This window comes from Nocardiopsis aegyptia (genome assembly GCF_013410755.1).
Taxonomy (GTDB): domain Bacteria; phylum Actinomycetota; class Actinomycetes; order Streptosporangiales; family Streptosporangiaceae; genus Nocardiopsis; species Nocardiopsis aegyptia.
The window spans coordinates 1,016,795-1,038,363 of record NZ_JACCFS010000001.1 but is presented as its reverse complement, the minus strand read 5'-3'; the positions used below and the strand labels follow the sequence as shown (position 1 = coordinate 1,038,363).

Genomic DNA, 21,569 nt, shown 5'->3' with positions numbered 1-21,569 from the left:
CAGAGTGGCGGAAGTGGCGCGGTTCGTGAAGGGCCAATACGCTGAAGTGGACTGAATGCGCGCGCGAACGGGGAATCCATGGCCAGGGGGAAGCGGACGATGGACCGCACGGGCACCGGCGGTGGCACGCGGCGCATCAATGGGCGCCTGCTCGCCCGCCTGATCGGCGAGGCGCCCGTGGAACGCCCCTACTACCTGGCCATCGCCCGGGCCGTCAGCGGCCTGGTCCTGGACGGGCGCGTGCCCACCAACACCCGCCTGCCGGCCGAACGCGACCTGGCCACCGCGCTCGGTGTGAGCCGCAACACCGTCACCGCCGCCTACGCCTGGCTGCGCGACAACCGCTTCCTGGACAGCCGTCAGGGGGCGGGGAGCTGGACGGTGCTGCCGGACTCCGGTTCGGGGGAGTCGGCGCCCTTTCCGTCCGCGGCCGAGCAGATCGACCTGGGCGTGGCCGCGCCCCCGGCCGTGGAAGGGCTGCGCGCCGCCGCCTTCCAGGCCTCCGAGCAGCTCGCCGCGCACGTGGGAGGGCTGGGCTACTACCCGTACGGCCTCCCCGAGCTCCGGCACGCCATCGCCCGCCGCTACGTCGAGCGCGGGCTGCCCACCACGCCGGAGCAGATCTTCGTCACCAGCGGTGCCCAGCACGGCGTGGCCCTGCTCATGGACCTGCTGGTGCAGGCCGGCGACGACGTGCTGGTCGAGTCGCCCACCTACCCGCACTCGGTGGACGCGGCCCGCCACCGGGGCGCCCGGATCCGCACGGTCGGCGTGACGCCCCAGGGCTGGGACATGGAGTACCTGGCCGACGCCTTCCGCCAGTGGCGCCCGGGCCTGGCCTACCTCATCCCCGACTTCCAGAACCCGACCGGCGCCCTGATGGACGACGAGGAGCGCCGCGTCCTGGTGAGGGAGGCGCGCCGCGCCGGCAGCCACCTGATCATCGACGAGTCGGTCGCCGAGCTGGCGATCGACTCCGGCGACCTGCCCGCGCCGGTGGCGGCCTACGACACCGACGGGCGCGTGTTCACCGTCGGCTCGGTCGCCAAGCTGCTGTGGGGCGGACTACGGGTGGGCTGGGTGCGGACCACGCCGCCGATGGTGGCCCGGCTCATGGCGGTCCGCCAGCGCTTCGACATCGCGGGGGCCGTGCTGGAGCAGCTGGTCGTCACGCACCTGATGTCCGACGTCCTCCGGATCCGGGCCGAGCGCAGCCGGCAGCTGCGCCGCAACCGGGACGCGCTGCTGCGCGCGATGCGCGAGCGCCTGCCGGACTGGCGGCCCAGCGTGCCCGGGGGCGGCCTGGTGCTGTGGGCGACCCTGCCCCAGCCCGTGGCGACGGCGCTGTCGGCCGCGGCGGTCCGGTACGGGGTGCACCCCGCGGCCGGGCCGGTGTTCGGCACCGACGGCACCCTGGAGCGGTACCTGCGCCTGGCCTACACCCAGCCGCCCGACGTGCTGGCCGACGCGGTGGACCGGTTGGCGCGCGCCTACGCCGAGACCCTGGCCCACCCGGCCCAGCCGCGCGGCCAGCTCTACGTCTGAGTGGACGGGTGGACGGGCCGTGTGTCGGCCCGTCCACTGGGGGCGGGCGAGCGGTGTGCCCTGCCGATGCGGTAGGCCTGCCCATCCGGCGCTGCGGCGGCCGTCCGCTGGAGCCGGGCGGGCGGGGCGCCCTACTGTGCCCGTTCGCCCGGGCCTACGAGGTGACGCGGTGGGCGAAGCGGACGACCTCAGCCATCACCTCGTCGCGGTTGGTCTCGTTGAAGATCTCGTGCCGGGCGCCGGGGAAGACCCGTGCGGCGAAGTCGGGCCCCGCGAGGGTCTCGATGCCGGCCTTCGTCCCGCTGATCGGTACGAGCGCGTCGTCCGATCCGTGCAGCCACAGCAGCGGCAGTGACTCCACGCACCCCGCCTCGCGGGCGCGGTCCAGCTCCCGGAGCATGGCCAGCACGGTGGGCCGCCGGAACGGGCCGTGCCACACCAGGGGGTCGGCCACGTAGGCCGCGCCCACGGCCGGATCGCGCGAGAGGGTGTCGGGGTCGATGGGAGCGTCCGGGATCTCCTCGGCGGCGGCCAGGTCCTCCAGGGCCTGCCAGTGCCCCAGCACCGGCCCGGACAGCACCAGGCCGGCGAGGTCCCCCGGGTGGGTCTGGGCGTAGCGGGCGGCGATGAGGCCGCCCATGGAGTGGCCGATCATGACCAGGGGCAGCGTCCGGTAGGCGGTGCGCGCCTGCGTGACGAGCCGGTGCACGTCCTCGACCACGCCCGCGTAGTCGTCGACGAGCACCCGCTCACCGGAGGAGCCCCCGTGCCCGCGGTGGTCGGCGCCGTAGACGACCGCTCCCGCCGCGACCAGGTCCGCCGCCACCTGCTCGTAGCGGCCCAGGTGCTCGCCGTAGCCGTGGACGAGGACGGCCAGCCAGGTGGGCTCGGTGTCGGTGGAGACCCAGGCGCGCGCGGCGAGCCGCCCCGATCCGTCCGGTCCGCCCGCCAGGGCCCACTCGCGTGTCGTGATCACCGTGTCCTGCCTCCGCTTCCGTACCGGCTGCTGCGACGATCGTCGTGGGATCGCCCCCTCAGGACGGTCACCCTACGGGGCGGCGCCCCCGCCGCGCAGGTGTGCGAGGTGGGGCCACCGGGGCTCCTGGGAATCGAGGTGCGATCTCCGCATCCGTGCATCAGTGGCATAACGATCACGTGGGAGGTTCGTGCAGGTCGCCCAGACAAGACGGCCAACTCTCGTGTTTAGCCACGAAATACGGCATAAGGTGTGATTAAGGCTACTCATTGTGAAAGGGGATCTTTTACGCTTACTAGTGGGTATCCCTCGGGTGGGAACCTCGCGTACAACCCACCCGGCAACTCGGACTGGAGAGGGTGACGCCCGTGCTGGCCGACTCCTATGGGCGACGTGCGACCGACCTGCGTGTGTCGCTCACGGACCGCTGCAACCTCAGATGCACCTACTGCATGCCCCCCGAAGGGTTGGAGTGGCTGCCCAAGCCGGAACTCCTCACCGACGAGGAACTCCTGCGCCTCATCGGCGTGGGTGTGACACGCCTCGGCATCACCGAGGTCCGCTTCACCGGGGGCGAGCCCCTCCTGCGCCGCGGCCTGCCGGGCCTCATCGCCGGGACCACCGCGCTCGAACCCCGGCCCCACACCGCCCTGACCACGAACGGGATCGGGCTCGCCCGCATGGCGCCCGCGCTCGCCGAGGCCGGGCTGGACCGCGTGAACGTCTCCCTCGACACCCTGCGCCACGACGTGTTCGAGAAGCTCGCCCGCCGCCGCCGGCTCGACGACGTCCTCGAAGGCCTGGAGGGGGCGGCCCGCGCCGGGCTCACCCCGGTCAAGGTGAACGCCGTCCTGATGCGCGACACCAACGAGCACGAGGCCGCCGACCTCCTGCGCTACTGCGTCGAGCGCGGCTACGAGCTGCGGTTCATCGAGCAGATGCCGCTGGACGCCCAGCACGGGTGGCGGCGCGACACCATGATCACCGCCGACGAGATCCTCGCGCTGCTGGAGACCGAGTTCGAGCTGGACGCCGCCGACGCCGACACGCGCGGCAGCGCGCCCGCCGAGCTCTTCCACATCCGCGGTACGCGCTTCCCCAACGGGGAGCAGGCCACCGTGGGCGTCATCGGCTCGGTCACCCGGCCCTTCTGCGGGGCGTGCGACCGCGTGCGGCTCACCGCCGACGGCCAGGTGCGCAACTGCCTGTTCGCCCGGGAGGAGTCCGACCTGCGCACCCTGCTGCGGGAGGGGGCCGACGACGACGCGCTCGTGGCGCAGTGGGAGGCGGCCGTGGCGAGCAAGCTGCCGGGCCACGGGATCAACGACCCCTCGTTCCTGCAACCCGCGCGTCCGATGTCGGCGATCGGCGGCTGAGCGGCCGGGCGATCGAACGGCAGAGCGACGCAGGGACCGAAAACCCGTTGCCACCGCCGATCGGGATCTGGCTTGATGAAGCGCGACGAGCCGGGATCACGAAGCAGGGAGGTGGATCGACATGCCGTACACCGAAGTGGCGGGGGACCGCGTACCGATCCGGATGTGGGCCGACCCGCAGCAGGTCGAGGGCGCTGCGATGGAGCAGCTGCGCAACGTCACCCGGGTGCCCTGGGTGCACGGCCTGGCCGTGATGCCCGACGTGCACTTCGGCAAGGGCGCCACGGTCGGGTCGGTGATCGCCATGCGCGACGCCGTCAGCCCGGCGGCCGTGGGCGTGGACATCGGCTGCGGCATGACCGCGGTCCGCACCGACCTGACCGCGTCCCGGCTGCCGGACGACCTGCGGGGGCTGCGCCACGCGCTGGAGGCGGCGATCCCCGTCGGCTTTCACGCCCACGACGAGCCGGTCGACCCCGCACGGGTCCCGGGTCTGCGCAGCAAGCGGTGGGACGCGTTCTGGCAGGGGTTCGACGACCTCGCCGACGCCGTCCACCCGCGTCGTGAGCGGGCGCTACGCCAGATGGGCACCCTCGGGGGAGGCAACCACTTCCTGGAGGTGTGCCTGGACGACGAGGGGACCGTGTGGCTCGTCCTGCACTCCGGGTCGCGCAACATCGGCAAGGAGCTCGCCGACCACCACATCGGTCGGGCCAAGGGCCTGCCGCACAACCAGGACCTGCCCGACCAGGACCTCGCCGTCTTCCTCAGCGGGACTCCGGAGATGGACGCCTACCGCCGCGACCTGTTCTGGGCCCAGGACTACGCGCGGCGCAATCGTGACGTCATGATGGGGCTGGCGTGCGCGGCCGTGGCCGAGCGGATCCCCGGCACCGGCTTCGTGCAGTGGATCTCCTGCCACCACAACTACGTGGCGGAGGAGAGCTACGACGGCGTGGACGTGCTCGTGACCCGCAAGGGCGCCATCCGCGCGGGCCGCGGTGAGTGGGGAATTATTCCAGGTTCCATGGCGACGGGAACCTACATCGTCAAGGGTTTGGGGAACCCGGAGTCGTTCAACTCCGCCTCGCACGGTGCGGGTCGGCGGATGAGCCGGAACAAGGCCCGCAAGACCTTCACCAAGGCGGACCTGGAGGAGCAGACCAAGGGCGTGGAGTGCCGCAAGGACCTGGGAGTCGTGGACGAGATCCCCGGCGCCTACAAGGACCTGGAGTCGGTGATCGAGGCCCAGACGGACCTGGTCGAGGTGGCCGCCCACCTGCGCCAGGTGATCTGCGTCAAGGGCTGAGCCGTCCACCGGGTGCCGACGTGGTCCATGCTGGGGACGTGAGCGAGCGAGCGAAGAGCACGCGCCCCGGCCTGGACGCGGTGGTCCTGGCCGGCGGCGGGGGGCGCCGCATGGGCGGCGTCGACAAGCCCGGGTTGACAGTGGGCGGGAGCACGCTGGTGGAGCGGGTCGCCGGGGTGGTCCGCTCCCACAGCCCCGACGCCGGTGTCACGGTCGTCGGGCCGCCGCGCGAGAGCCCCCGCGCGCGCTACGTGCGCGAGGACCCGCCCGGTTCCGGGCCGGTCCCGGCCCTGCGCGCCGGGTTGCCGTACGTGGAGCGGGAGTGGTTCGCGCTGCTGGCCGCGGATCTGCCGCACCTGACCCCCGGCCACCTCGACGTCCTGGCCGACGCCCTCCGCGAGGGGACCGGGGACACGGCGGGCGCGGTGTTCGTCGACGACGACGGCCGCGAGCAGTGGCTCACCGGGATCTGGCGCACCGCCGCCGTGCGGGAGGCCCTGGGGAACTATCGCGGCCGGTCGCTGTACGGTCTGCTCGGTCCGCTCTCACCGCGACTGGTTCCTCTGACCGACCGCCACGCCGCGTTCGACGTGGACACTCCTGACGACCTCGCCCGCGCCCGCCGCGACCTCGAAGGGAATCTGCGGGACGACGGCTGACAGCCGGCTCACCCCCCGAACGACCCGCGGAACGCTAGGTCCCGCGTCGGCGCCGGTCTGAGTTGCGACGCGGCAGCCGTGGTGGGACGGGCGGGACTGGTCGCGGGGGTTCCGGGGAACGGGGACGTATGAGCCGGGCGAATTCTTCGAGGGTCAGGACGCGCGCTATCCCGCTGCGCGGGGGCGGGCGGTCGTCGTCGCGGCCGGTCACGTAGCGCCCGTTCCGAGGTGGAGCCCGGCGTACTGGTCGATGATCCGGTCGACGGTGGGGCCGGGAGCGTGGATGTCGCTGTGCTGGGGCGTACCGTCCGGGCCGGTCCACCGGTACCAGTGGCCGTACGCGGTGATCTCCACCCGCTGGCGGAGGTAGGGGTCGTTGACGACGAGGGTGTCGTCCCGCCGGTAGTTGAGCAGTTGCCGGTGCGCGAACGCCGCGCCGAGATTCCTGAGAGCTTCCATGGTCACCACGGTGCGCTCTGCCTGGGGGTTTCCTCTACTCGTCGTTGGTTTTCCGGATTCGTGGGACAAGGAGGGGAACGCTGCTGGATGATGCTTCCATGAGTTTCCCCCGGCACCTCCGGAAGTCCCTCGACCTGTCCGGGCTCACCCAGTCCGCTCTGTCCCGCCGCACGGGCATATCTCAGGCGTCGCTTTCTCGATACCTGAACGGGCATGTGATGCCCAGCCGCGATGTGGTGGTGGCGCTGGGTGAGGCGTTGGGGGTGGGTGAGGACGTCGTGACGGCGTGGGAGAACCACATCAACGGCGGCGAGTTGCCACATTTCCTCAGGGACATCGGACGTCTGGAGGAGATGGCCGCGCGTGTGGACCTGATCGGGCCTGTCGCCGTTCCCGGGCTGCTGTGGTGCTTGGAATACGCGCGCTTGGTCTTCCGGAGTGGTCAGCCCCTGCTGAGTGAAGATCATGTGGAGCGCCTCGCGCGCCTGAGGAGCGCACGGCTGGAACAATTGACCGCCCACGTGTCGGCAGTGTTCCCCATGACGGCGCTGACGGGTGTGCCCGACGACGTGGGCAGGGCGCAGGCGCAACACCTTCTGGACCTTCCGGAACGCGTCAGCCTGCACTTGGTGCCGGAGGGGTCCATCCTCTTGGGCGTGACGTCGCCGCTGATGATGTTCCGGTTGGTGGACGGCCGTCAGGTGGCGACTTCGGACCATGTCGACGGGAACGCCATCTACTCCGACTCGGTGCTTCCCCGCATCTCAGAGCTGGTGCGCAACGCGCTCGCGCTATCCTTGCCGCACATGGCCACGCGTGATGTTCTGGAAGGTCTCGCCCGATGATTTCCGATTGGCACAAGAGCAGTTACAGCGCGAACGGTGCCAACTGCGTCGAGGTGCGGGAACACGTCCACGGCGCTGATGTGCGCGACACCGTGAACCGTGACGCCGGGCACCTGTCCGTGCCCGGTGGTGAGTGGGTGGCCCTGCTCGCCGGGGTCCGCGACCAGGTGTGACACCCCGCCTGGTGGTCCCCGCGATCCTGGAAGGTCTCCAATGAAGTCGGAATGGTCCAAGAGCTCGTACTCCCCGAACACCGGAAACTGCGTGGAAGCTCGAAGTGCCACCGGTGGTGCCCAGCTGCGCGACTCCAAGTACCCACGCCACGCGACGCTGGTGCTCCCAGCCTCCGAGTGGACGTCCCTGCTCGCCACTGTCGTCGGGTGTGCACGCGGCTGACTCGCCCAGTGGTGAGGTATGCCGGGTCGGCGGCCCGGGGTTCGGTATGTGACCGGCGGGGATGGACCCTGAACGGGCGGCGCAGAGCTGACCGGGCTTGCGGAACACCGGCCCGTCGGCCATCATGAGCGCCATGACGATCAGGAAGGGCGGAATCCGCCCGGGCCGTTGAGCCCCACCGCGCCGACGCACGCGTCGGCCACCCAGCTCCTGTCCTCCCTCGCCGACCTCTCCTCCGCCCAGCGGACGACGCGTCTGGCGCTCTACGCCCGCGACCACGCGGGAACACCCCATCTCGCCGGGATCCTCCGGCAGCTCGAAACCGGCGGCCACGGGTACCTCGCCGTGCACATGGCCACCGCCGCGCGGGACACCGCCGCCCTCACCCGCTACCTGTCCGGACCCGACACGGCCGTGCGCCGGTGCGCTCTGCGCGGGGTCGGCCTGGTTCCCGACGACGCCGTCACACCCCTGCTCGATGACGCCCCGACCGGACTGCGGCGCGCCCTGTACCGGACGCTCTACCACGGCAGGCGTACCGCGCTCGCGGACGGCCTGCTGGCCCGTGTGCGCGACGAGTACGGTGACGCCGAGGCCGCCGCATTGCTGCCCGCCTGCTCACCCGAGCGGGTCGCCGACCACCTGCCCGGCCTCGCGCACGCCGTGCGCTCCTGGCGCCGGCTCGCCCGACGCCATTCGGACGTCGTCCTCGACCTCGTCCGCCGAGAGGACGCGGACCAGATCAGGTGGTCCCCCCTGTGGCGGGCGCTCCAGGCCCTCGACCCGGTCCGCCCCCAGGAGGTGGCCGGGGCGCTGAAGGAGCGCGACCTCAACCGGCTCACGTTCCCGCACGCGCACCGCGCCCGGCACGGTGAGGGCGGACCCCACCACTACCCCGTGCACTACCCCGCGCTGCGCGGCGGCGACCGGTCGGTGCGGCTCCTGCGCCGATCGATGCGCTTCGACAAGGCGTCGGTGCTGAAGGTCCTGCGCGCCATGCCGCCCGAGACGCGGCAGGCACACATCGACCGCTTCCGTAGCACGGCGGGAGCGCGGTCGGCGACCGCGCTCCTGCCCTACCTGGAGCTCCTGTCGCCCGAGGAAGCCGCCCGCGAGGCGCGGCGCGCGCTGGACTGGATGGGCGGCTTCCAGGTGCGCTCCACCCGCACGGACCCGAACGCGGACCTCGACGCGGTCGCTTTCCTTCCCTACGCCGAGGCGGCGCCCCGCCTGGAGGACGCGGCCTCCTCCGGGGACACCGACCGCCGGGCCCGAGGGCTGAGCCGACTGGTGGAGGCCACCGCCCGGACCGGCGACGCCGATCGGCTCGCACGCGTACTCACCGAACGCGTCGAACGTACGCGGGCCGAACGCGACCCGGTCCGGCGGGCCCTGATCCGGGCCCTGTGCGGAGTGCACCCGGTCCTGATGGCCAGGGCGGGCCTGGCCACCCCGGACGGCTCCGACGCCGCGCCCGACGACGGCAGGCCCCTCGTTCGCCTGCTCACCGCCGCCGTCGAGGCGCGCGACTGCTCGGCGGACACCCGCCGAGCCCTGCGCGACCTGGCCGCGCGGGTCCTGCGCCACCCGCGGACGGCGGCCGACCCGGCCGCCTCGGGCTGGGGACTGGACGTGTACGCCCGCCTCATGGAGCGGTTCGGCGTCCAGGGCCTGGGGAAGTGGGGGCGTCCCGAGCACGCACCGCCGTGGTGGTGCCTGCGCGGGCGGCGGCGCCAGGACGTCGCCGAGCGCTATCTGGACCAGGTCCTGCCACCCGGACGCGAACACGACCTGTACCGGCGCCTGCGCCCGGCGCTCGACGCGGAGAAGGCTCGGGGCGCCCACGCGCTCGCGGTCCGGCTGGCCTGGGAGCTGGGCGACCGTGCCGAACACCTGCGCGATCTCGCCGACAACTACCTGGTCCCGGCGGTCCTGCACGACCCCGAGTCCGGCACGGCGCTCTGGGCCGCGCGCTGGTACCTCGCCCATCCGGACCGGGCCCGCCGCGCGCACGGGTTGCTCGACGCCGATCCCGCCACCGCGCGGATCCCGGCGGTCTGGGAGGTCCTGGCCCGCGACGCCGCGCCCGCCGTCCTGGAACGCGTCCTGGACGCGGCCGAGGAGCACCGCCGCGCCGAGGGGCGGGTGTGGGTGCCGCCGATCCCGCCGCGTGCGGCACGCGCCTGGCCGGACCGGGTGCGCGACCGTGTCGCGGCCCACCTGGAGGCGCTCGCCGCCGACTCCGACCGGACACCGGACGAACGCGAGTCGGCCATCGCGGAGCTGGGGACCCTCCCGGGCACCCTGGACCGGCTGGCCCCCTTCGCGGCGAGCCCGGACGTCGTCCTCCGCGAGGCCGCCCTGCGCGCCCTCGGCCGCTGCGACGCACCCGAACGCGCGCTGGAGCGCATCCTGGAGCACGCCGACGGCCCCCAGTCCCGGGCCGCCGGACCCGCCCTGGGCAGGTGCGCCCAACGGGTGCCCCCGTCCCGGCTGGGCCCCGTGCTGGCACGGGTCCTGGACGGACCCGCCAAGATCACGCTCCGCAAGAGCGCGGCCCGGCTGCTGGAGCACCACCGTCCGCCCGGCGGCGTCGGGCACCTGGCCCGCGTGCTGGCCGTGCCGGGGCTGCACCGGGACGTGCGCGCCGCCGTGGCGGGATCCCTCATGCGCGCCGCCGACCATCCGGAGGCCGTGCGGGCACTGGCGGCCCACGCGGACGGGTTCACGGACCTGGAGACGCAGACCGCCGTCCTCCAGGTCCCGCCGCGCGTGTGCCCGCCGGACCGCCGCCGACAGGCGGCCGCGGTGGTGAGCGCCCTGCCCGCGCCCGAGCGCCACCACTGGCGGCTGGCCGGCTGGACCGCCCGCTGGGCCCCCTGGTCCGACCGGAACGTGGACGAGATCGTCGACGCCGCCTGCGACCTGGACGTTCCCGGCCTCCAGGCGGTCAGCGCGTTCGAGGCCCTCGTGCACTCCGGGTCCGCCCGTGACCGGGTCGCCGAGGTGGCCGTCCGGCTGATCGACGCCGTTCCCGGGCCCGACGAGGGCATCCCCCGCCGGCTGCCCGTCGGAGAGCGCGGCGAGGCCGCCGCGCGGTTGGTGCGCGTCCTCGACCTGATCGAGGCCGTAACGGCCCGCCAGGACTCGGGCGGTGACGAAGGGGTCTCCCTGCAGGCCGGGCGGGTCCTGGACCACCTCGCGGCCCGTCCCGAACTCGCGCCCGAGGCGGTGCGGGTCGTCGCCAACGGAATCCACCGCCGAGTGCGCGCGGGCGGCGAGGAGGAGGCCGCCCCCACGTGGCAGTGGCTGTCGGTGCGGCTCCTGACCGGCGCGCGCCTGCTCGCCCGCTGTCCGCGACGGACCGAGGTCTTCGTGAACGTCCTGGTCGATCCCGTGCACGGGCGCTACGGCGGTGACGAACGCGTGCCCGCGGACGTCCTGGAGAGGACCGTGTCCCGCCTGCTGCAGAGGTCGAAGGCGGGCAGCGGCGGCGAGGGCGTGATGAGGGGGCTGGTCGCGCTGGAGATCATCGAGCGCTGCGGCCGGTCCGCCGGCTGGGCCGGTCCCTGGCCGGACCTGCTCACCAGGGCCGGGGAGACCGGGCACGAGGCCGTCCGCCTGGCCGCGTGGCGCCTCGCGGTGATGTGAGGGCCGGGACCTCCGGCCGGGGCGCGTCCTGAGCGGGCGCGCCCCCGCTCAGCCCTGGAACTCCGCCATGGGCGTGACCTCGCGCAGGAAGCCGCGGGCGTCCAGGAACGAGCTCAGGTACTCGCGGTGCTCGTCACAGGCGACCCACACCTTGCGGCGGTCGGGAGTGTGGACCTTGGGGTTGTTCCACACCAGGGCCCAGGTCGCCGAAGCGCGGCAGTCGCGCCGTGAGCACTGCGTCTCGACGGCGGGTCCGGAGTCACCCAAAGCAGATCGTTCCTCGTTCGGGGGCTGGAGCGGGTTGTCCACCCGCGCCTTCACCCTACGTGCGCCCGGGACGGGCCCCGAACGCGTCCGCTACGAGCACGTCCGCCGGACACGGCCACCGCGGTCGGGCCCGGAGGCTCGTGGAGGTTCAAAACCCCATGGGGAAATCCGGGCCGAGGGTCAAGGCGTGGCAACAGCCGGGTATTCGCCGACTCGCCCGGAGAATAGGCGACGCCGGGTGGTTACGGGGGCAAACCACCCGGCGTCGTGCGCGATGTTTCAACGGGGGCTCGAAACATCGCTCCGCGCTTCGACGGGGGACCGAAGCGCTAGAACCCAATGTACACCGACGCCCCCCGGGGTACGTCAAGAGTCAGTTACGACGTTGTCTCGGGAGAGTCCCACCGTTGATGGGCCCTTAGTCCCAGGTCAGGACTAATCTGACAGTTCACCCATGCCGTACGGGTGATTTCCTCCCGAGGAAGGCCGATTCCTTGGGTCAAAGGTGCTTCAATCCCGGGTAATCACGCCTTCTGGAAAAGGTCAAGAGGTGCACGCGCGCGAACGTGACAGTGCCCACCGGGTTGCACGCCTTCCGTGTGGCCGAGGCCGTTTCCGGGGAGGCAGGTGACGGAGGGTCGCCTCGCCGCGACCGTGCAACCGACTACGCAGGGGGTCACTGATGTCCCACCACACGTACCGCGTCACGGAGATCGTCGGAACCTCGCCGCAGGGGATCGATCAGGCCATCCGCAACGGCATCGACCGTGCCGCCGCGACGCTGCGCGAGCTCGACTGGTTCGAGGTCACCCAGGTCCGCGGACACATCGAGGACGGCGCCATCGCGCACTACCAGGTGGGCCTCAAGGTGGGTTTCCGGCTCGACGACTGAGCCGCGGTGGTCGGGGCCGGGCCGGCCGTCGCGATCGGCCGACCCCGCCCCGACCGCGGTCAGCCGACGTCGAGCGCCTCCTCACCCCGCTGGACGTCCACGTGCACGTGGTCCAGGTGGCGCAGGATCTCGTTGTCGGGGTCGGCCTCGTAGTGCCGCCAGCCCAGAGACGGGAAGGTCGTGCTCCAGATGCGGTCGTCGAAGATGATCACGGCGACCTCGTAGTCGGGGGCGTGCGCGATCAGCCAGTGCGCCATGATCCACCCCGCCCGCCGGTTGTCCTCGTCGACCGGCCGGTAGAAGATGTCGATCGCCCGGCCCTCGTAGTGCGCCGAGTTCTCGCCGTGGCCCGTGTCGTAGCCGCCGGGCTCATAGCCGCCCAGGCTCAGGTCGGCGAAGTGCTCCACCAGGCCGTCGTGGAGCTGTTGGGCGCGCGGCGTCAGCCCGGACGGCTCCAGCTCGTTCTCCACCCCGAGATCGGGGTTGTCGGTGGAGCGGCAGGTCAGCGACGGCCCGGCGTCGTCCGCGGGGCCCTCCACGAGGCGTGTCATCACGTCGTCGGGAATGTCGTCGGTGTTCGGAGCCTCCACCGGAGCCGAGTCACCCTGGACGGTGACGGCGGCCGCGGTGGTGGCCCGCTGCGCCTGGTCGCGGTCCAGGCGTACCTGGCCCTCGTCGGTCGTGACGGCGCAGTCGGGACCCCAAGGCATGGAGATCGGCGGCGCCGTGCGCTGCGCCACCCAGCGGGTCGCCAGGACCGCGACCACGCCCAACACCACGAGGACGGCCACGGACAGCAGGAGTCCGTTCCATCGGCGCCCGTGTCCCGCCGGTCTGTGTGCCATGCGCATGCCCCCTGTGTGTGCTGGCCGACGGCATCGGTCGTGACCGCGCGGCACTGCTCCCAGACACATAACTCCTGGAGGACTCACCAGATTTCGGACATGGCCTGCTTGTGCCCAGGAACGGGGTGTGGCTACCGTCACATATCGTGGCGGGCGCGGGCCGACGGGGTGCTCACCAGACCGACCACAGGACGAAGAGCCCGCCCAGGACCAGGGTCACGGCCCAGATCCGGTCCATCGTGACCCCGCGCCAACGCAGCGCGTGCACGCCCACGAAGTCGTAGGCGATCAGGGCAGCGACGCCCGCCGCCACCAGCATCGCCAGGGAGTGGACGGCGGTCGCCCCGGCGCCGAGCAGAGTCGCGTCCCACAGGCTCCACGTGTCACCGACCACCTCGGCCGCCCCTGATGTTCCGCTCGTCCCTGGTTCCCCACTCGACTCTGGTGCCCCGCTCGCCCCTGAAGCACCACCCGCCCCGGTGTTGCTCGCCTCCGGCACCTCGTTCGTCGCTGGTGCCTCGGGCGTCCCGCTCGTCCCGGTGCCGCCCACTGCGCCAGGGGCCTCCGCCGCACCCGGTTCCCCGCCCGCCCCACCGCTCCCGGCCTCTTCCGACACCGGGGCGGTCACCTCGTGGTGGCCGTGTCCGCCGCCGTGCGCCTGCCCGAGCCGGCCGGCCAGGACCGGCATCAGCATGAGCCCGGCCCCGTGCGCGGACGACATGAGGAACGCCCACGCCGTCAGCTGCCTCAGCGACAGGCGGACCTCACGCCAGTGGAAGTGTCGTCGCGACAGCAGCATGAACAGCCCCACCAGCACGATCACGGCGCCGCCCGCGACCGGGAAGAGAACCGAGGCGGTCGCCGAACCGGTGAGCGTGATGGCCGCCGCCGCGACTCCCACGCTGGCGGCGTGGCCCAGGGCGATCGCCGGGAGGGAGCGCAGCACCTCCCGGCGTCCGCCCTCCTGGAGGCCGCGGGAGACGGCCAACAGCCAGCCCATGCCGGGGTGCAGGCCGTGGAAGGCGCCGAGTGCCACGAGTGTCCAGAGCTGCGCGGTGGTCACCGGGTCAGGGTCACACCGACGGTGGCCACACCACAACGCCGCGTCCCCGACTGACCGGAGGTGGTCAGTCGGGGACGCGGCGGTTTCGCCTCACACGCTCAGGGGCAGAGCGTGTTCAGGTCCATGGGGTCGCTGCCGACCTGGCGGCCCGGGTCGGCCGGCTCGGGCTCCTCCAGGCCGGTGTACTCCTGCCACTCGGTCCGGTCGTCCTCGGTCTCGGACGCCTCCGGCTCGGTGTCGGTGCCCTCGGCGCCGGTTCCGTCGGAGGGCTCCTCCGAAGCGTCCTCCGGCAGCTCGTCGCCCTCGGGCTCCTCGCCCGTGATCGCCACGGTGACCAGCGAGCGGACCGCCTCCCAGTCCGGGTTGCCGGTATTGACCTGCGGCGGCGAGAGCTGGAGCGTCTCCATCGACCCCTCGCCGGTGACCCTGTCGGCCAGCTCGATGAACGCCGGGACCTTGGTCTGCGGGATGTCGGTGGTCAGGGTGCGGGCGGTGGCACCGGCCAGCTCGCGGTAGCTCGTGAGGATGGTGGTCGGCTCCACCTGGTCGGCGACGTACTTGATCAGGCAGCCCTGGCGCCCCATTCGTCCGTAGTCGTCCGAGGCGACCCGGGAGCGCCCGTACCACAGCGCCTCGTGACCGTCGAGGCGCTGCAGGCCCGGCTCCAGCACCCCGCCGTGCACGCCGTAGGGGATGGGCTCCTCGATCAGCACCTCGATCCCGCCGACCGCGTCGATGAGGTCGCGGAACCCCATCATGTCGACCATCGCGTAGTACTCGATCTCCAGGCCGATGTTGTAGCCGATCACCTGCTTGAGGGTGTCGGCGGCGGGGTCGGGCGCGGTGGGGTTGAACGCGAGCTCCCCGGGCTCCTCGGCGACGGCCTGGTAGACGTCGTTGAGGAGGCCGTCGAAGCCGTAGGGGGCCGGGTAGCGCTCGGCGAGGGCACTGTCCTCGGGGAACTGCGCGTTCTCCAGGTTGCGCGGCAGGCCGATGAGGACCGTGTCGCCGGTGCTCGGATCGACGCTCGCGACCATCATGGAGTCGGTGCGCACGCCGTAGCGGTTGTCCGCGGAGTCCGAGCCGATCAGCATGACGTTGACCCGCTCGGCCCCGTTCCAGGGATCGGCGGCGTCGTGCGGGGGCATGTCGGGGCGTTCGGGCCCGCCGAAGACGTTGGAGATGGTCGTGTAGGCCGTGTAGCCGCCGTGCAGAGCCAGCGCCGAGGGCACCGCCACCGTCAGGCACAGCACGAGCACGACGGCGCCGCCGACCACGCGCCGCCCGAGCGCCGCCCCCTCGGGCCGGGTGATCACCCACGAGTGCACGATGACGGCCATCCACAGCACCGTGACCACGAACACCGCGGCCATCGCACCCAGCAGCCAGCGGCTCTGCACGGCCATGCCGGCCACCACGGTCAGCGCGTCGCCGTCGCGGACCCCGAGGCTGATCGCCCACACGCCCAGCGCGACGAGGCCGAGGAGGTAGGTCCCCAGGATCACCCACCCGGCCAGGCGCCGCCGCATGCGCAGGTGCGCGACGCCCGGGAGCGGGACCGAGGCGGCGGTCCACAGCAGGGCCCGCCTCGTCGTCGGGCGCGCGGGCGCCCCGTCCCGCTGCTCGTCCTCCGCTGTCACCGACGTGTCCTCTCCACTCGCGGGGCCCGTGCGCGGTCCCCGCCGACATCCCGCTCTCGGCCACCGTACGGCGGCCGGGCACCGTCGAACGCTATCCCTGTCCTGGACACGCACGGAGGGTGCGTCCCGGTTCCCGGCCCGGTGCGCGTGCGGTCCCAGAACATCAGTGTGGCGGTTTGTCGCGGTTCTACGTACGGACGTCCCCGCCATAGGGACGTTCTATACAAGTCTGTTATGTGGTCTGTAGGTACCCGATGGGGGATTGGGCGACCTGTTCGCGCCGCTCAAAGGGGTGAATCAACCGATTTCTTTCGCGATCAGTAGTGAAGAGCCGCGACAACTGCGATGATCTGGCCGCAGGAGGGGGCGCCGTCCGGGGGAAGGGCGGCGTCATGGGAACGAAAGGCACCATAGTGCTGGATGCGGTTGACGCGGCGCTGATGCGCGCGTTGCAGGGGGATGGCAGAGCGACGTTCCAGGCCCTGGCGGACGGGGTCGGACTGTCTCGGACGGCGGTGCGCGCCAGAGTGCGCCAGCTCGTGCAGTCGGGGGCGATCCGGATCGTCGGTGTGCTGCACGCCGGCGTGGTCGGCATGGAGGTGCTCGGTCATGTGTCCTTCCGGGTCGATGGCCCCGTGGGGCCGCTGATGGAGGAGCTGGGGGAGCGCGAGGCCGTGACCTTCGCCGCGCAGTCGGCCGGGCGGTTCCCGGCCGTGGCGCAGGTGCGGGTGGCCGACGACGCGGCCCTCACCAAGGAGCTCGCCGAGCTGCGGTCGCTGCCGGGGGTGGAGGGCGCGGAGGTCTTCCGCGCCACGTCGGTGTTCAAGGACGCCCACAGCAGCGTGCGGGAACTGCGCGACATCGAGTTGGACGCGCTGGACTGGCGGCTGGTGCGCCGGCTGCTCAGGGACGGCCGGTCCTCGTACGCGGACCTGGCGCGCCAGGTGGGCCTGTCGCAGGCCGCGGCGCGCTCGCGCGTGGTGCGGCTGCTGAACGCGGGCGTCGTGCACGTGACGGCGCTGGTGGAGCCCTCGGCGGTGGGCGCCAACGAGCAGTTGGGGTTCGGGCTCAGGTGCCGAGGTGACGCCGGGGCGCTGGGCGCCGCGCTGGCGAACCTGACCAGGATCTCCTTCCTGGCCAGCGGTTTCGGGCGCTACGACGTCATCGGTACGCTGACCGCGCCGGATCGCCACCGCCTGGTGGAGGCTCTGGAGTCGGTCCGCTCGACGCCCGGGGTCTCGTACGTGGAGACCTGGGACCACCTGTCGGTGCGCAAGGAGCGCAGGGGCGGCGAGCGTCCGATGGGGTGGCCGCCGGGGTGACCGGCGCGGCGACCCCCTGTGTGCGCCCGGTGAACGGGCGCGGATGCCCGGGGTTTGTCTGTAACCACCGGTAGCATTTTTACATGTTTCCGCGACGTATGCCTTGCGTCACGCTTAAGTTACCCGTGAGTATAGAGGGGGTCGGTGCGAGCCGACCGCACCAGGCGCGGGTGTAGTGGGAGGCTGACGTGGCGCTTGCTAAGACGTTGACGGCGGTGGGAACGGTGGGGCTCGCCCGGTGCGGCGGCCGCCCCTTCGGCACGCACCTGTTCTCGGTCTGGCCGGGGGCGACGCTGGCCGCGACCGCCTTCCCGGTCCGCTGCACACCGGGTGACAACCTCGCCCTGCACGTGGCGGTGGCCCAGGCGCCCCCGGGATCCGCCCTGGTCGTGGACGTGGCCGGTGACTCCGAGTACGGCTACGTCGACGAGATCCTCGCCGTCGCCGCGCGCACGCGGGGCGTGGCCGGGATCGTCCTGGACGGGTGCGTGCGCGACATCGCCGCCATCGCCCGTTGCGAGCTGCCCGTCTTCAGCGCCGGCGTCGCCGTGCGCGAGGCCGGACACGACGCGGGGGGAGCGGTCGGCCAGCAGATCAGCATGACGGCCAACGGGCCCGCGCCGCTGCCGGTGCGGCGGGGCGACTGGATCGTCGCCGACGACGACGGCGTGGTCTGCCTGCCCCGGGCCCAGGTCAGCGCCATCATCACCGAGGCGATGAGCAGTCTGACCCGCGAGCGCGCGCTCGTCGACGCCGTGGCGGCCGGGGAGAGCACGCTGGACCTGCTCGGCCTGGACCCGTCGCGGGTCGCGGGCTGGGAAGGTGCGAGCGAGGAGCGCACGCGGCCGGGTCTCGGACGGATGCACCGCCTGGGGCGCCGTGATCCCGCCGCACGCGTGGTCGAGGGCCTGTCCGCGCTCCGGGCGCGCGGCGGGCACCTGCCGGCCCTCGGCGACGCCTACGGGACCGACTGACGGCTCAGGCGGCGTGGGGCCCGTTCGGTACGTCGAGCGAATCGAAAGGCGCCATTCGGTGCGGGAGCCCGTCCGACCCTTCGAGCGGGTCCTGGGCTCAGGCGGCGTGGGGCCCGTCCGGTACGCCGAGCGGGCCCAAGACTCGTGGGGCGTGGGAAGCGCCGGCGCCCCGGGCTTCCGGGGTGGGGTCTCCGCCCAGGGCGCGCCAACGCCCGGGCTCCCGGGGTGGGGGTACGTCTCGCGCCCGGCGGCCGCCGGGCGAGGGGCGCGGGCGGTCGGGGCCCTGTTCCTGAGGGGACGCGGGCCCCGACCGGCAGGCGCGGCCCGGAGGGGGAGCGGGTGTGGCTCGGGCCGTGGCGAGCCGCTCAGTCCTCGGTGAGGGAGAGCAGCTCGTCGATGTAACAGGTGGCCTCACGGGCGGCCGCGGGGGCGTCGGCGGCGCGGATCGCCTCCGTCAGGCCCGTGTGGTCGATGCCCTCGGTCGCCGAGGACGGGCGGTCGGCGGCCTCCGCACTCTGCCCGTAGGCGGTGTGCGCGATGCTCGCGTAGACGACCTGGGCGATGTCGTCGTACAGGTCGATGAGCAGGGTGTTGTGCGTCGCGTTGACGACCGCCCGGTGGAAGGTGAAGTCGGCCTCCACGAACGTGCCCATGTCGCGCTCGCGCCAGGCCTCCTCGCGCAGGGCCATGGCGCGGTCGATGCCCGCCATGTCCTCGTCGCTGTGGCGCAGTGCCGCCAGTCGCGCGGCCTCCACCTCCAGCGCACGGCGCACCTCCAGGTTCTCCCGCAGGCGTGAGCGCTCCAGCCGGCGGCGCAGGGCACCGCCGAGCTCGCTGGAGGCGCGCACGAACGTCCCCGCGCCCTGCCGGATCTCCAGGAGACCGGCGTGGGCGAGGGCGCGGACGGCCTCGCGGACGGTGTTGCGGCCCACCTCGAGCTGGTCGGACAGCTCCGACTCGGTGGGGATGCGGTCGCCGACGCCCCATTCACCCGAGTCGATCTGGGCTCGTAACTGACTGATGACCTGGTCGACGAGACCGGTCCGGCGTGTCGAGGCGAGGGGCACGCGTAACCTCCTAGGGGCGGGTCGCCGGATGACAGGGCCAGCGCATGGGTACGGATCGGTTAGGCCGGAGCTTAGACCAGTTGTGGGCTGGAAATGACGGCGAACGGCAATGCGTTATCCTCATGAAGTACATCGGGTCATCCTACGAATATGTGAGCCGTCTCCCATGAGCGTCACCTCCGCAACGAACACCGGCGAACAGAGCGGTTCCCCGCACGGGGGGACCGCTTCCTCCCGTCCCCGGCGCGGTGTGCTCCTGCTGGTGGCGGCGGGTATCGCTCTGGCCGCCCTCAACCTGCGGACCGCCATCACCAGTGTAGGTCCGGTCCTCGGGGAGGTCACGGACGGTCTGGGCATGACCGCCGTCGGCGCCGGCGTGCTCACGACGCTGCCCGTGCTGTGCTTCGCCCTCTTCGGCGGGCTCACTCCGGCCCTGGGCAGGCGCCTGGGCGAGCACCACCTCCTGGTCTACGCCCTGGCCGCGCTCTTCGTCGGGCTCGTCGCCCGCGCGTTCGCGCCCTACCCCTGGCTCTTCCTCGTCCTGAGCGCCGTGGCACTGTCCGGTGGAGCGATCGGTAATGTCATCCTCCCCGCGTTGGTCAAGGAGCACTTCCCCGACCGCGTGGGCCTGATGACGACCGTCTACACCACGGCCCTGGCGGCGGGGACCGCCATCGCGGCCGCGGCGACGGTGCCCGTGGAACAGACGACGGGCGAGTGGCGCCTCGCGCTGGGCTCCTACGCCCTCTTCGCGCTCGTGGCGGCCCTGCCCTGGCTCCTGACCCTGCGTGCCGAGCCGCGCCGGGGCGGCACCGGGCGCCACCTGAGCTTCCGCCAGGTGCTCGGCACCGGCATCGGCCGGCAGGCCGTGCTCTACTTCGGCACCCAGTCCTCCATCGCCTACATCATGTTCGGCTGGTACGCGCAGATGCTGCGGGACCAGGGGATGGACGCGCAGTCCGCGGGTCTGGCCCTGTCGTACCTGACGCTGCTGGGCGTGCCGATGTCGCTGGTCCTGCCCACCCTGGCGACGCGGATGCGCAACACGAGCCCGATCGTGGTCATGTTCGCCGCCGCCTACCTGGCCGGCTTCGCCGGGATGTGGTTCGCGCCCCTGTCGGGGGTGTGGGTGTGGACGACGCTCGTCGGCGTGGGCATGGGCAGCTTCGTCTTCGCCCTGACCGTCTTCGCCCTGCGCACCCGCACGGGCCCGGGGACCGCGGCCATGTCGGCCACCAGCCAGAGCCTGGGCTACCTCATGGGCGGCGCGGGCCCGTTCCTGTTCGGGCTCCTGCACGAGCTCAGCGGCGGCTGGCACGCGCCCCTGGCCCTGCTGGTGACCCTGACCCTGGTCAACCTGGTCGTCGGACTGCTGCTGTCGCGCCCCCGCTACCTGGAGGACGCGATCGCCGCCCGCGAGGCCGCCGGACAGGCCGCCCCGGAAGGGGTCACACCGGAAGCCAGTCGAGGCGGCCGATGAGGTACACCGACCCCACGAACGCCACGATGTCGATGACCGTGTGCGCCACCACCAACGGCATCACCCGGCCGTAGCGCAGGTAGAACCAGCCGAATACCAGGCCCATCACCAGGTTGCCGAAGAACATCCCCACGCCCTGGTAGAGGTGGTAGAAGGCCCGCAGCACGGAACTGGCCAGCACCGACTTCCACGGCGACCAGCCCATCTGCCCGAACCGGTGCAGGAGGTAGCCGACCACGACGACCTCCTCCAGGACGCCGTTCTTGGCGGCCTGGAGGACGAGCACGATGGAGTCCCACCAGTTGCCGTCCAGGGTGCTGGGCGCGATCGTCCGGGTCAGCCCCAGCTGCCAGGAGACGATGTAGACCACCAGTCCGCCCAGGCCGATCATGGCCGCCAGCGCGGCGCCCCCGCCCAGGTCCAGGCCGGGACGGCGCACGTCGAAACCGATGGTGCGCGCCGAGTCGCCGGTCCGGTGCAGCAGGTACAGCACGAGCGCCACCGGCGCCAGCGCGAAGACCACCGCGTAGATCTGGTAGGACAGGTCCAGCCACGGCCGCTCGACGGCGCGCGGGTTCACCAGGCTCGCGGTCTGTTCGGCGAGGCTCTCGGTGGCGGTCAGGGCGCCGACGAAGGAGATGGTCGACGACACCGCCGCCGCGCCCAGGGACAGGGCCAGGACGCACAGGATCTCCCAGCGCAGCACGCGCGGGGCGAGGGGCGTTGCGGGGGCGGGGGCGGTGGCACCGGCCGCCCGCGCCTCGTCGTGGGTCTTGTCGCTCACGCGTCGAATCTACGTGCTG

The 21,569-nt window shown here is 72.5% G+C and carries 20 protein-coding genes; 12 read left to right on the top strand and 8 right to left on the bottom strand.

Annotated features, from left to right (window positions below; translation table 11 throughout):
• Positions 1-99 precede the first annotated feature (99 nt).
• Entirely contained in the window at positions 100-1,545 is a 1,446-nt protein-coding gene (gene yczR / locus HNR10_RS04735; protein ID WP_376769731.1) for a MocR-like transcription factor YczR, read from the top strand.
• Between the two features lie 154 nt (positions 1,546-1,699).
• On the opposite strand, the gene HNR10_RS04730 is transcribed toward yczR, so the two are convergent.
• Positions 1,700-2,521 (bottom strand): alpha/beta hydrolase, encoded by an 822-nt coding sequence (locus HNR10_RS04730; RefSeq protein ID WP_179821123.1) that lies wholly within the window; start codon positions 2,519-2,521, stop codon positions 1,700-1,702.
• Between the two features lie 368 nt (positions 2,522-2,889).
• On the opposite strand from HNR10_RS04730, the gene moaA reads away from it, so the two are divergent.
• From moaA to mobA, 3 genes are all read left to right on the top strand, one after another.
• On the top strand, positions 2,890-3,897 hold the full coding sequence (moaA, locus tag HNR10_RS04725; protein WP_179829534.1) for a GTP 3',8-cyclase MoaA: 1,008 nt from the start codon (positions 2,890-2,892) through the stop codon (positions 3,895-3,897).
• Between the two features lie 121 nt (positions 3,898-4,018).
• The gene (locus tag HNR10_RS04720) at positions 4,019-5,206 is read left to right on the top strand and encodes an RtcB family protein (protein WP_179821122.1); all 1,188 of its coding nucleotides are present in this window, start codon (positions 4,019-4,021) and stop codon (positions 5,204-5,206) included.
• A gap of 38 nt (positions 5,207-5,244) precedes the next feature.
• Complete coding sequence (gene mobA / locus HNR10_RS04715) at positions 5,245-5,865, top strand: molybdenum cofactor guanylyltransferase (protein ID WP_312889114.1); 621 nt, start codon at positions 5,245-5,247, stop codon at positions 5,863-5,865.
• Positions 5,866-6,072: 207 nt separating this feature from the next.
• On the opposite strand, the gene HNR10_RS04710 is transcribed toward mobA, so the two are convergent.
• On the bottom strand, positions 6,073-6,324 hold the full coding sequence (locus HNR10_RS04710) for a hypothetical protein (protein ID WP_179821120.1): 252 nt from the start codon (positions 6,322-6,324) through the stop codon (positions 6,073-6,075).
• A gap of 98 nt (positions 6,325-6,422) precedes the next feature.
• On the opposite strand from HNR10_RS04710, the gene HNR10_RS04705 reads away from it, so the two are divergent.
• The 4 genes from HNR10_RS04705 (at position 6,423) to HNR10_RS04690 (ending at position 11,216) form a co-directional block, all read left to right on the top strand.
• Positions 6,423-7,169: a helix-turn-helix domain-containing protein gene (locus HNR10_RS04705; protein ID WP_082376679.1), complete on the top strand. Its 747-nt coding sequence runs from the start codon at positions 6,423-6,425 to the stop codon at positions 7,167-7,169.
• Positions 7,166-7,342: a DUF397 domain-containing protein gene (locus tag HNR10_RS04700; RefSeq protein ID WP_179821119.1), complete on the top strand. Its 177-nt coding sequence runs from the start codon at positions 7,166-7,168 to the stop codon at positions 7,340-7,342. The genes HNR10_RS04705 and HNR10_RS04700 overlap by 4 nt, the downstream gene beginning before the upstream one ends.
• 40 nt (positions 7,343-7,382) lie before the next feature.
• Positions 7,383-7,565, top strand: coding sequence for a DUF397 domain-containing protein (locus tag HNR10_RS04695; protein ID WP_179821117.1), 183 nt, complete (start codon positions 7,383-7,385; stop codon positions 7,563-7,565).
• Positions 7,566-7,733: 168 nt separating this feature from the next.
• Complete coding sequence (locus HNR10_RS04690; RefSeq protein ID WP_179821116.1) at positions 7,734-11,216, top strand: hypothetical protein; 3,483 nt, start codon at positions 7,734-7,736, stop codon at positions 11,214-11,216.
• Between the two features lie 48 nt (positions 11,217-11,264).
• Here HNR10_RS04690 and HNR10_RS04685 read toward each other — a convergent pair whose 3' ends face one another.
• Entirely contained in the window at positions 11,265-11,483 is a 219-nt protein-coding gene (locus HNR10_RS04685) for a hypothetical protein (RefSeq protein WP_179821114.1), read from the bottom strand.
• A 682-nt stretch (positions 11,484-12,165) separates the two neighbouring features.
• On the opposite strand from HNR10_RS04685, the gene HNR10_RS04680 reads away from it, so the two are divergent.
• A complete protein-coding gene (locus HNR10_RS04680; RefSeq protein ID WP_053618792.1) occupies positions 12,166-12,375 on the top strand; it encodes a dodecin in 210 nt (69 codons plus the stop codon).
• Between the two features lie 59 nt (positions 12,376-12,434).
• On the opposite strand, the gene HNR10_RS04675 is transcribed toward HNR10_RS04680, so the two are convergent.
• The 3 genes from HNR10_RS04675 to HNR10_RS04665 form a co-directional block, all read right to left on the bottom strand.
• The gene (locus tag HNR10_RS04675) at positions 12,435-13,220 is read right to left on the bottom strand and encodes a hypothetical protein (RefSeq protein WP_179821113.1); all 786 of its coding nucleotides are present in this window, start codon (positions 13,218-13,220) and stop codon (positions 12,435-12,437) included.
• 172 nt (positions 13,221-13,392) lie between these two features.
• Positions 13,393-14,283 (bottom strand): cell wall anchor protein, encoded by an 891-nt coding sequence (locus tag HNR10_RS04670; protein WP_179821111.1) that lies wholly within the window; start codon positions 14,281-14,283, stop codon positions 13,393-13,395.
• 98 nt (positions 14,284-14,381) lie between these two features.
• On the bottom strand, positions 14,382-15,923 hold the full coding sequence (locus tag HNR10_RS04665) for an LCP family protein (RefSeq protein WP_179821110.1): 1,542 nt from the start codon (positions 15,921-15,923) through the stop codon (positions 14,382-14,384).
• A gap of 413 nt (positions 15,924-16,336) precedes the next feature.
• Between HNR10_RS04665 and HNR10_RS04660 the strand changes: the two genes are divergently transcribed.
• A complete protein-coding gene (locus HNR10_RS04660; protein ID WP_179821108.1) occupies positions 16,337-17,245 on the top strand; it encodes an Lrp/AsnC family transcriptional regulator in 909 nt (302 codons plus the stop codon).
• Positions 17,246-17,460: 215 nt separating this feature from the next.
• The gene (locus HNR10_RS04655) at positions 17,461-18,219 is read left to right on the top strand and encodes an RraA family protein (protein ID WP_179829532.1); all 759 of its coding nucleotides are present in this window, start codon (positions 17,461-17,463) and stop codon (positions 18,217-18,219) included.
• 365 nt (positions 18,220-18,584) lie between these two features.
• On the opposite strand, the gene HNR10_RS04650 is transcribed toward HNR10_RS04655, so the two are convergent.
• The gene (locus HNR10_RS04650; protein ID WP_179821106.1) at positions 18,585-19,286 is read right to left on the bottom strand and encodes a FadR/GntR family transcriptional regulator; all 702 of its coding nucleotides are present in this window, start codon (positions 19,284-19,286) and stop codon (positions 18,585-18,587) included.
• A 166-nt stretch (positions 19,287-19,452) separates the two neighbouring features.
• On the opposite strand from HNR10_RS04650, the gene HNR10_RS04645 reads away from it, so the two are divergent.
• Complete coding sequence (locus tag HNR10_RS04645; RefSeq protein WP_179821105.1) at positions 19,453-20,766, top strand: CynX/NimT family MFS transporter; 1,314 nt, start codon at positions 19,453-19,455, stop codon at positions 20,764-20,766.
• On the opposite strand, the gene HNR10_RS04640 is transcribed toward HNR10_RS04645, so the two are convergent.
• Complete coding sequence (locus tag HNR10_RS04640) at positions 20,735-21,550, bottom strand: CPBP family intramembrane glutamic endopeptidase (protein ID WP_179821103.1); 816 nt, start codon at positions 21,548-21,550, stop codon at positions 20,735-20,737. The genes HNR10_RS04645 and HNR10_RS04640 overlap by 32 nt on opposite strands.
• Positions 21,551-21,569 lie beyond the last annotated feature (19 nt).

What these genes read in the sequence shown, in the direction of transcription:
- yczR (WP_376769731.1), top strand. Translation starts at nt 100, where the DNA reads ATGGACCGCACGGGCACCGGCGGTGGCACGCGGCGCATCAATGGGCGC.
- HNR10_RS04720 (WP_179821122.1), top strand. Translation starts at nt 4,019, where the DNA reads ATGCCGTACACCGAAGTGGCGGGGGACCGCGTACCGATCCGGATGTGG.
- HNR10_RS04710 (WP_179821120.1), bottom strand. Translation starts at nt 6,324, where the DNA reads ATGGAAGCTCTCAGGAATCTCGGCGCGGCGTTCGCGCACCGGCAACTG.
- HNR10_RS04705 (WP_082376679.1), top strand. Translation starts at nt 6,423, where the DNA reads ATGAGTTTCCCCCGGCACCTCCGGAAGTCCCTCGACCTGTCCGGGCTC.
- HNR10_RS04700 (WP_179821119.1), top strand. Translation starts at nt 7,166, where the DNA reads ATGATTTCCGATTGGCACAAGAGCAGTTACAGCGCGAACGGTGCCAAC.
- HNR10_RS04695 (WP_179821117.1), top strand. Translation starts at nt 7,383, where the DNA reads ATGAAGTCGGAATGGTCCAAGAGCTCGTACTCCCCGAACACCGGAAAC.
- HNR10_RS04680 (WP_053618792.1), top strand. Translation starts at nt 12,166, where the DNA reads ATGTCCCACCACACGTACCGCGTCACGGAGATCGTCGGAACCTCGCCG.
- HNR10_RS04675 (WP_179821113.1), bottom strand. Translation starts at nt 13,220, where the DNA reads ATGGCACACAGACCGGCGGGACACGGGCGCCGATGGAACGGACTCCTG.
- HNR10_RS04645 (WP_179821105.1), top strand. Translation starts at nt 19,453, where the DNA reads ATGAGCGTCACCTCCGCAACGAACACCGGCGAACAGAGCGGTTCCCCG.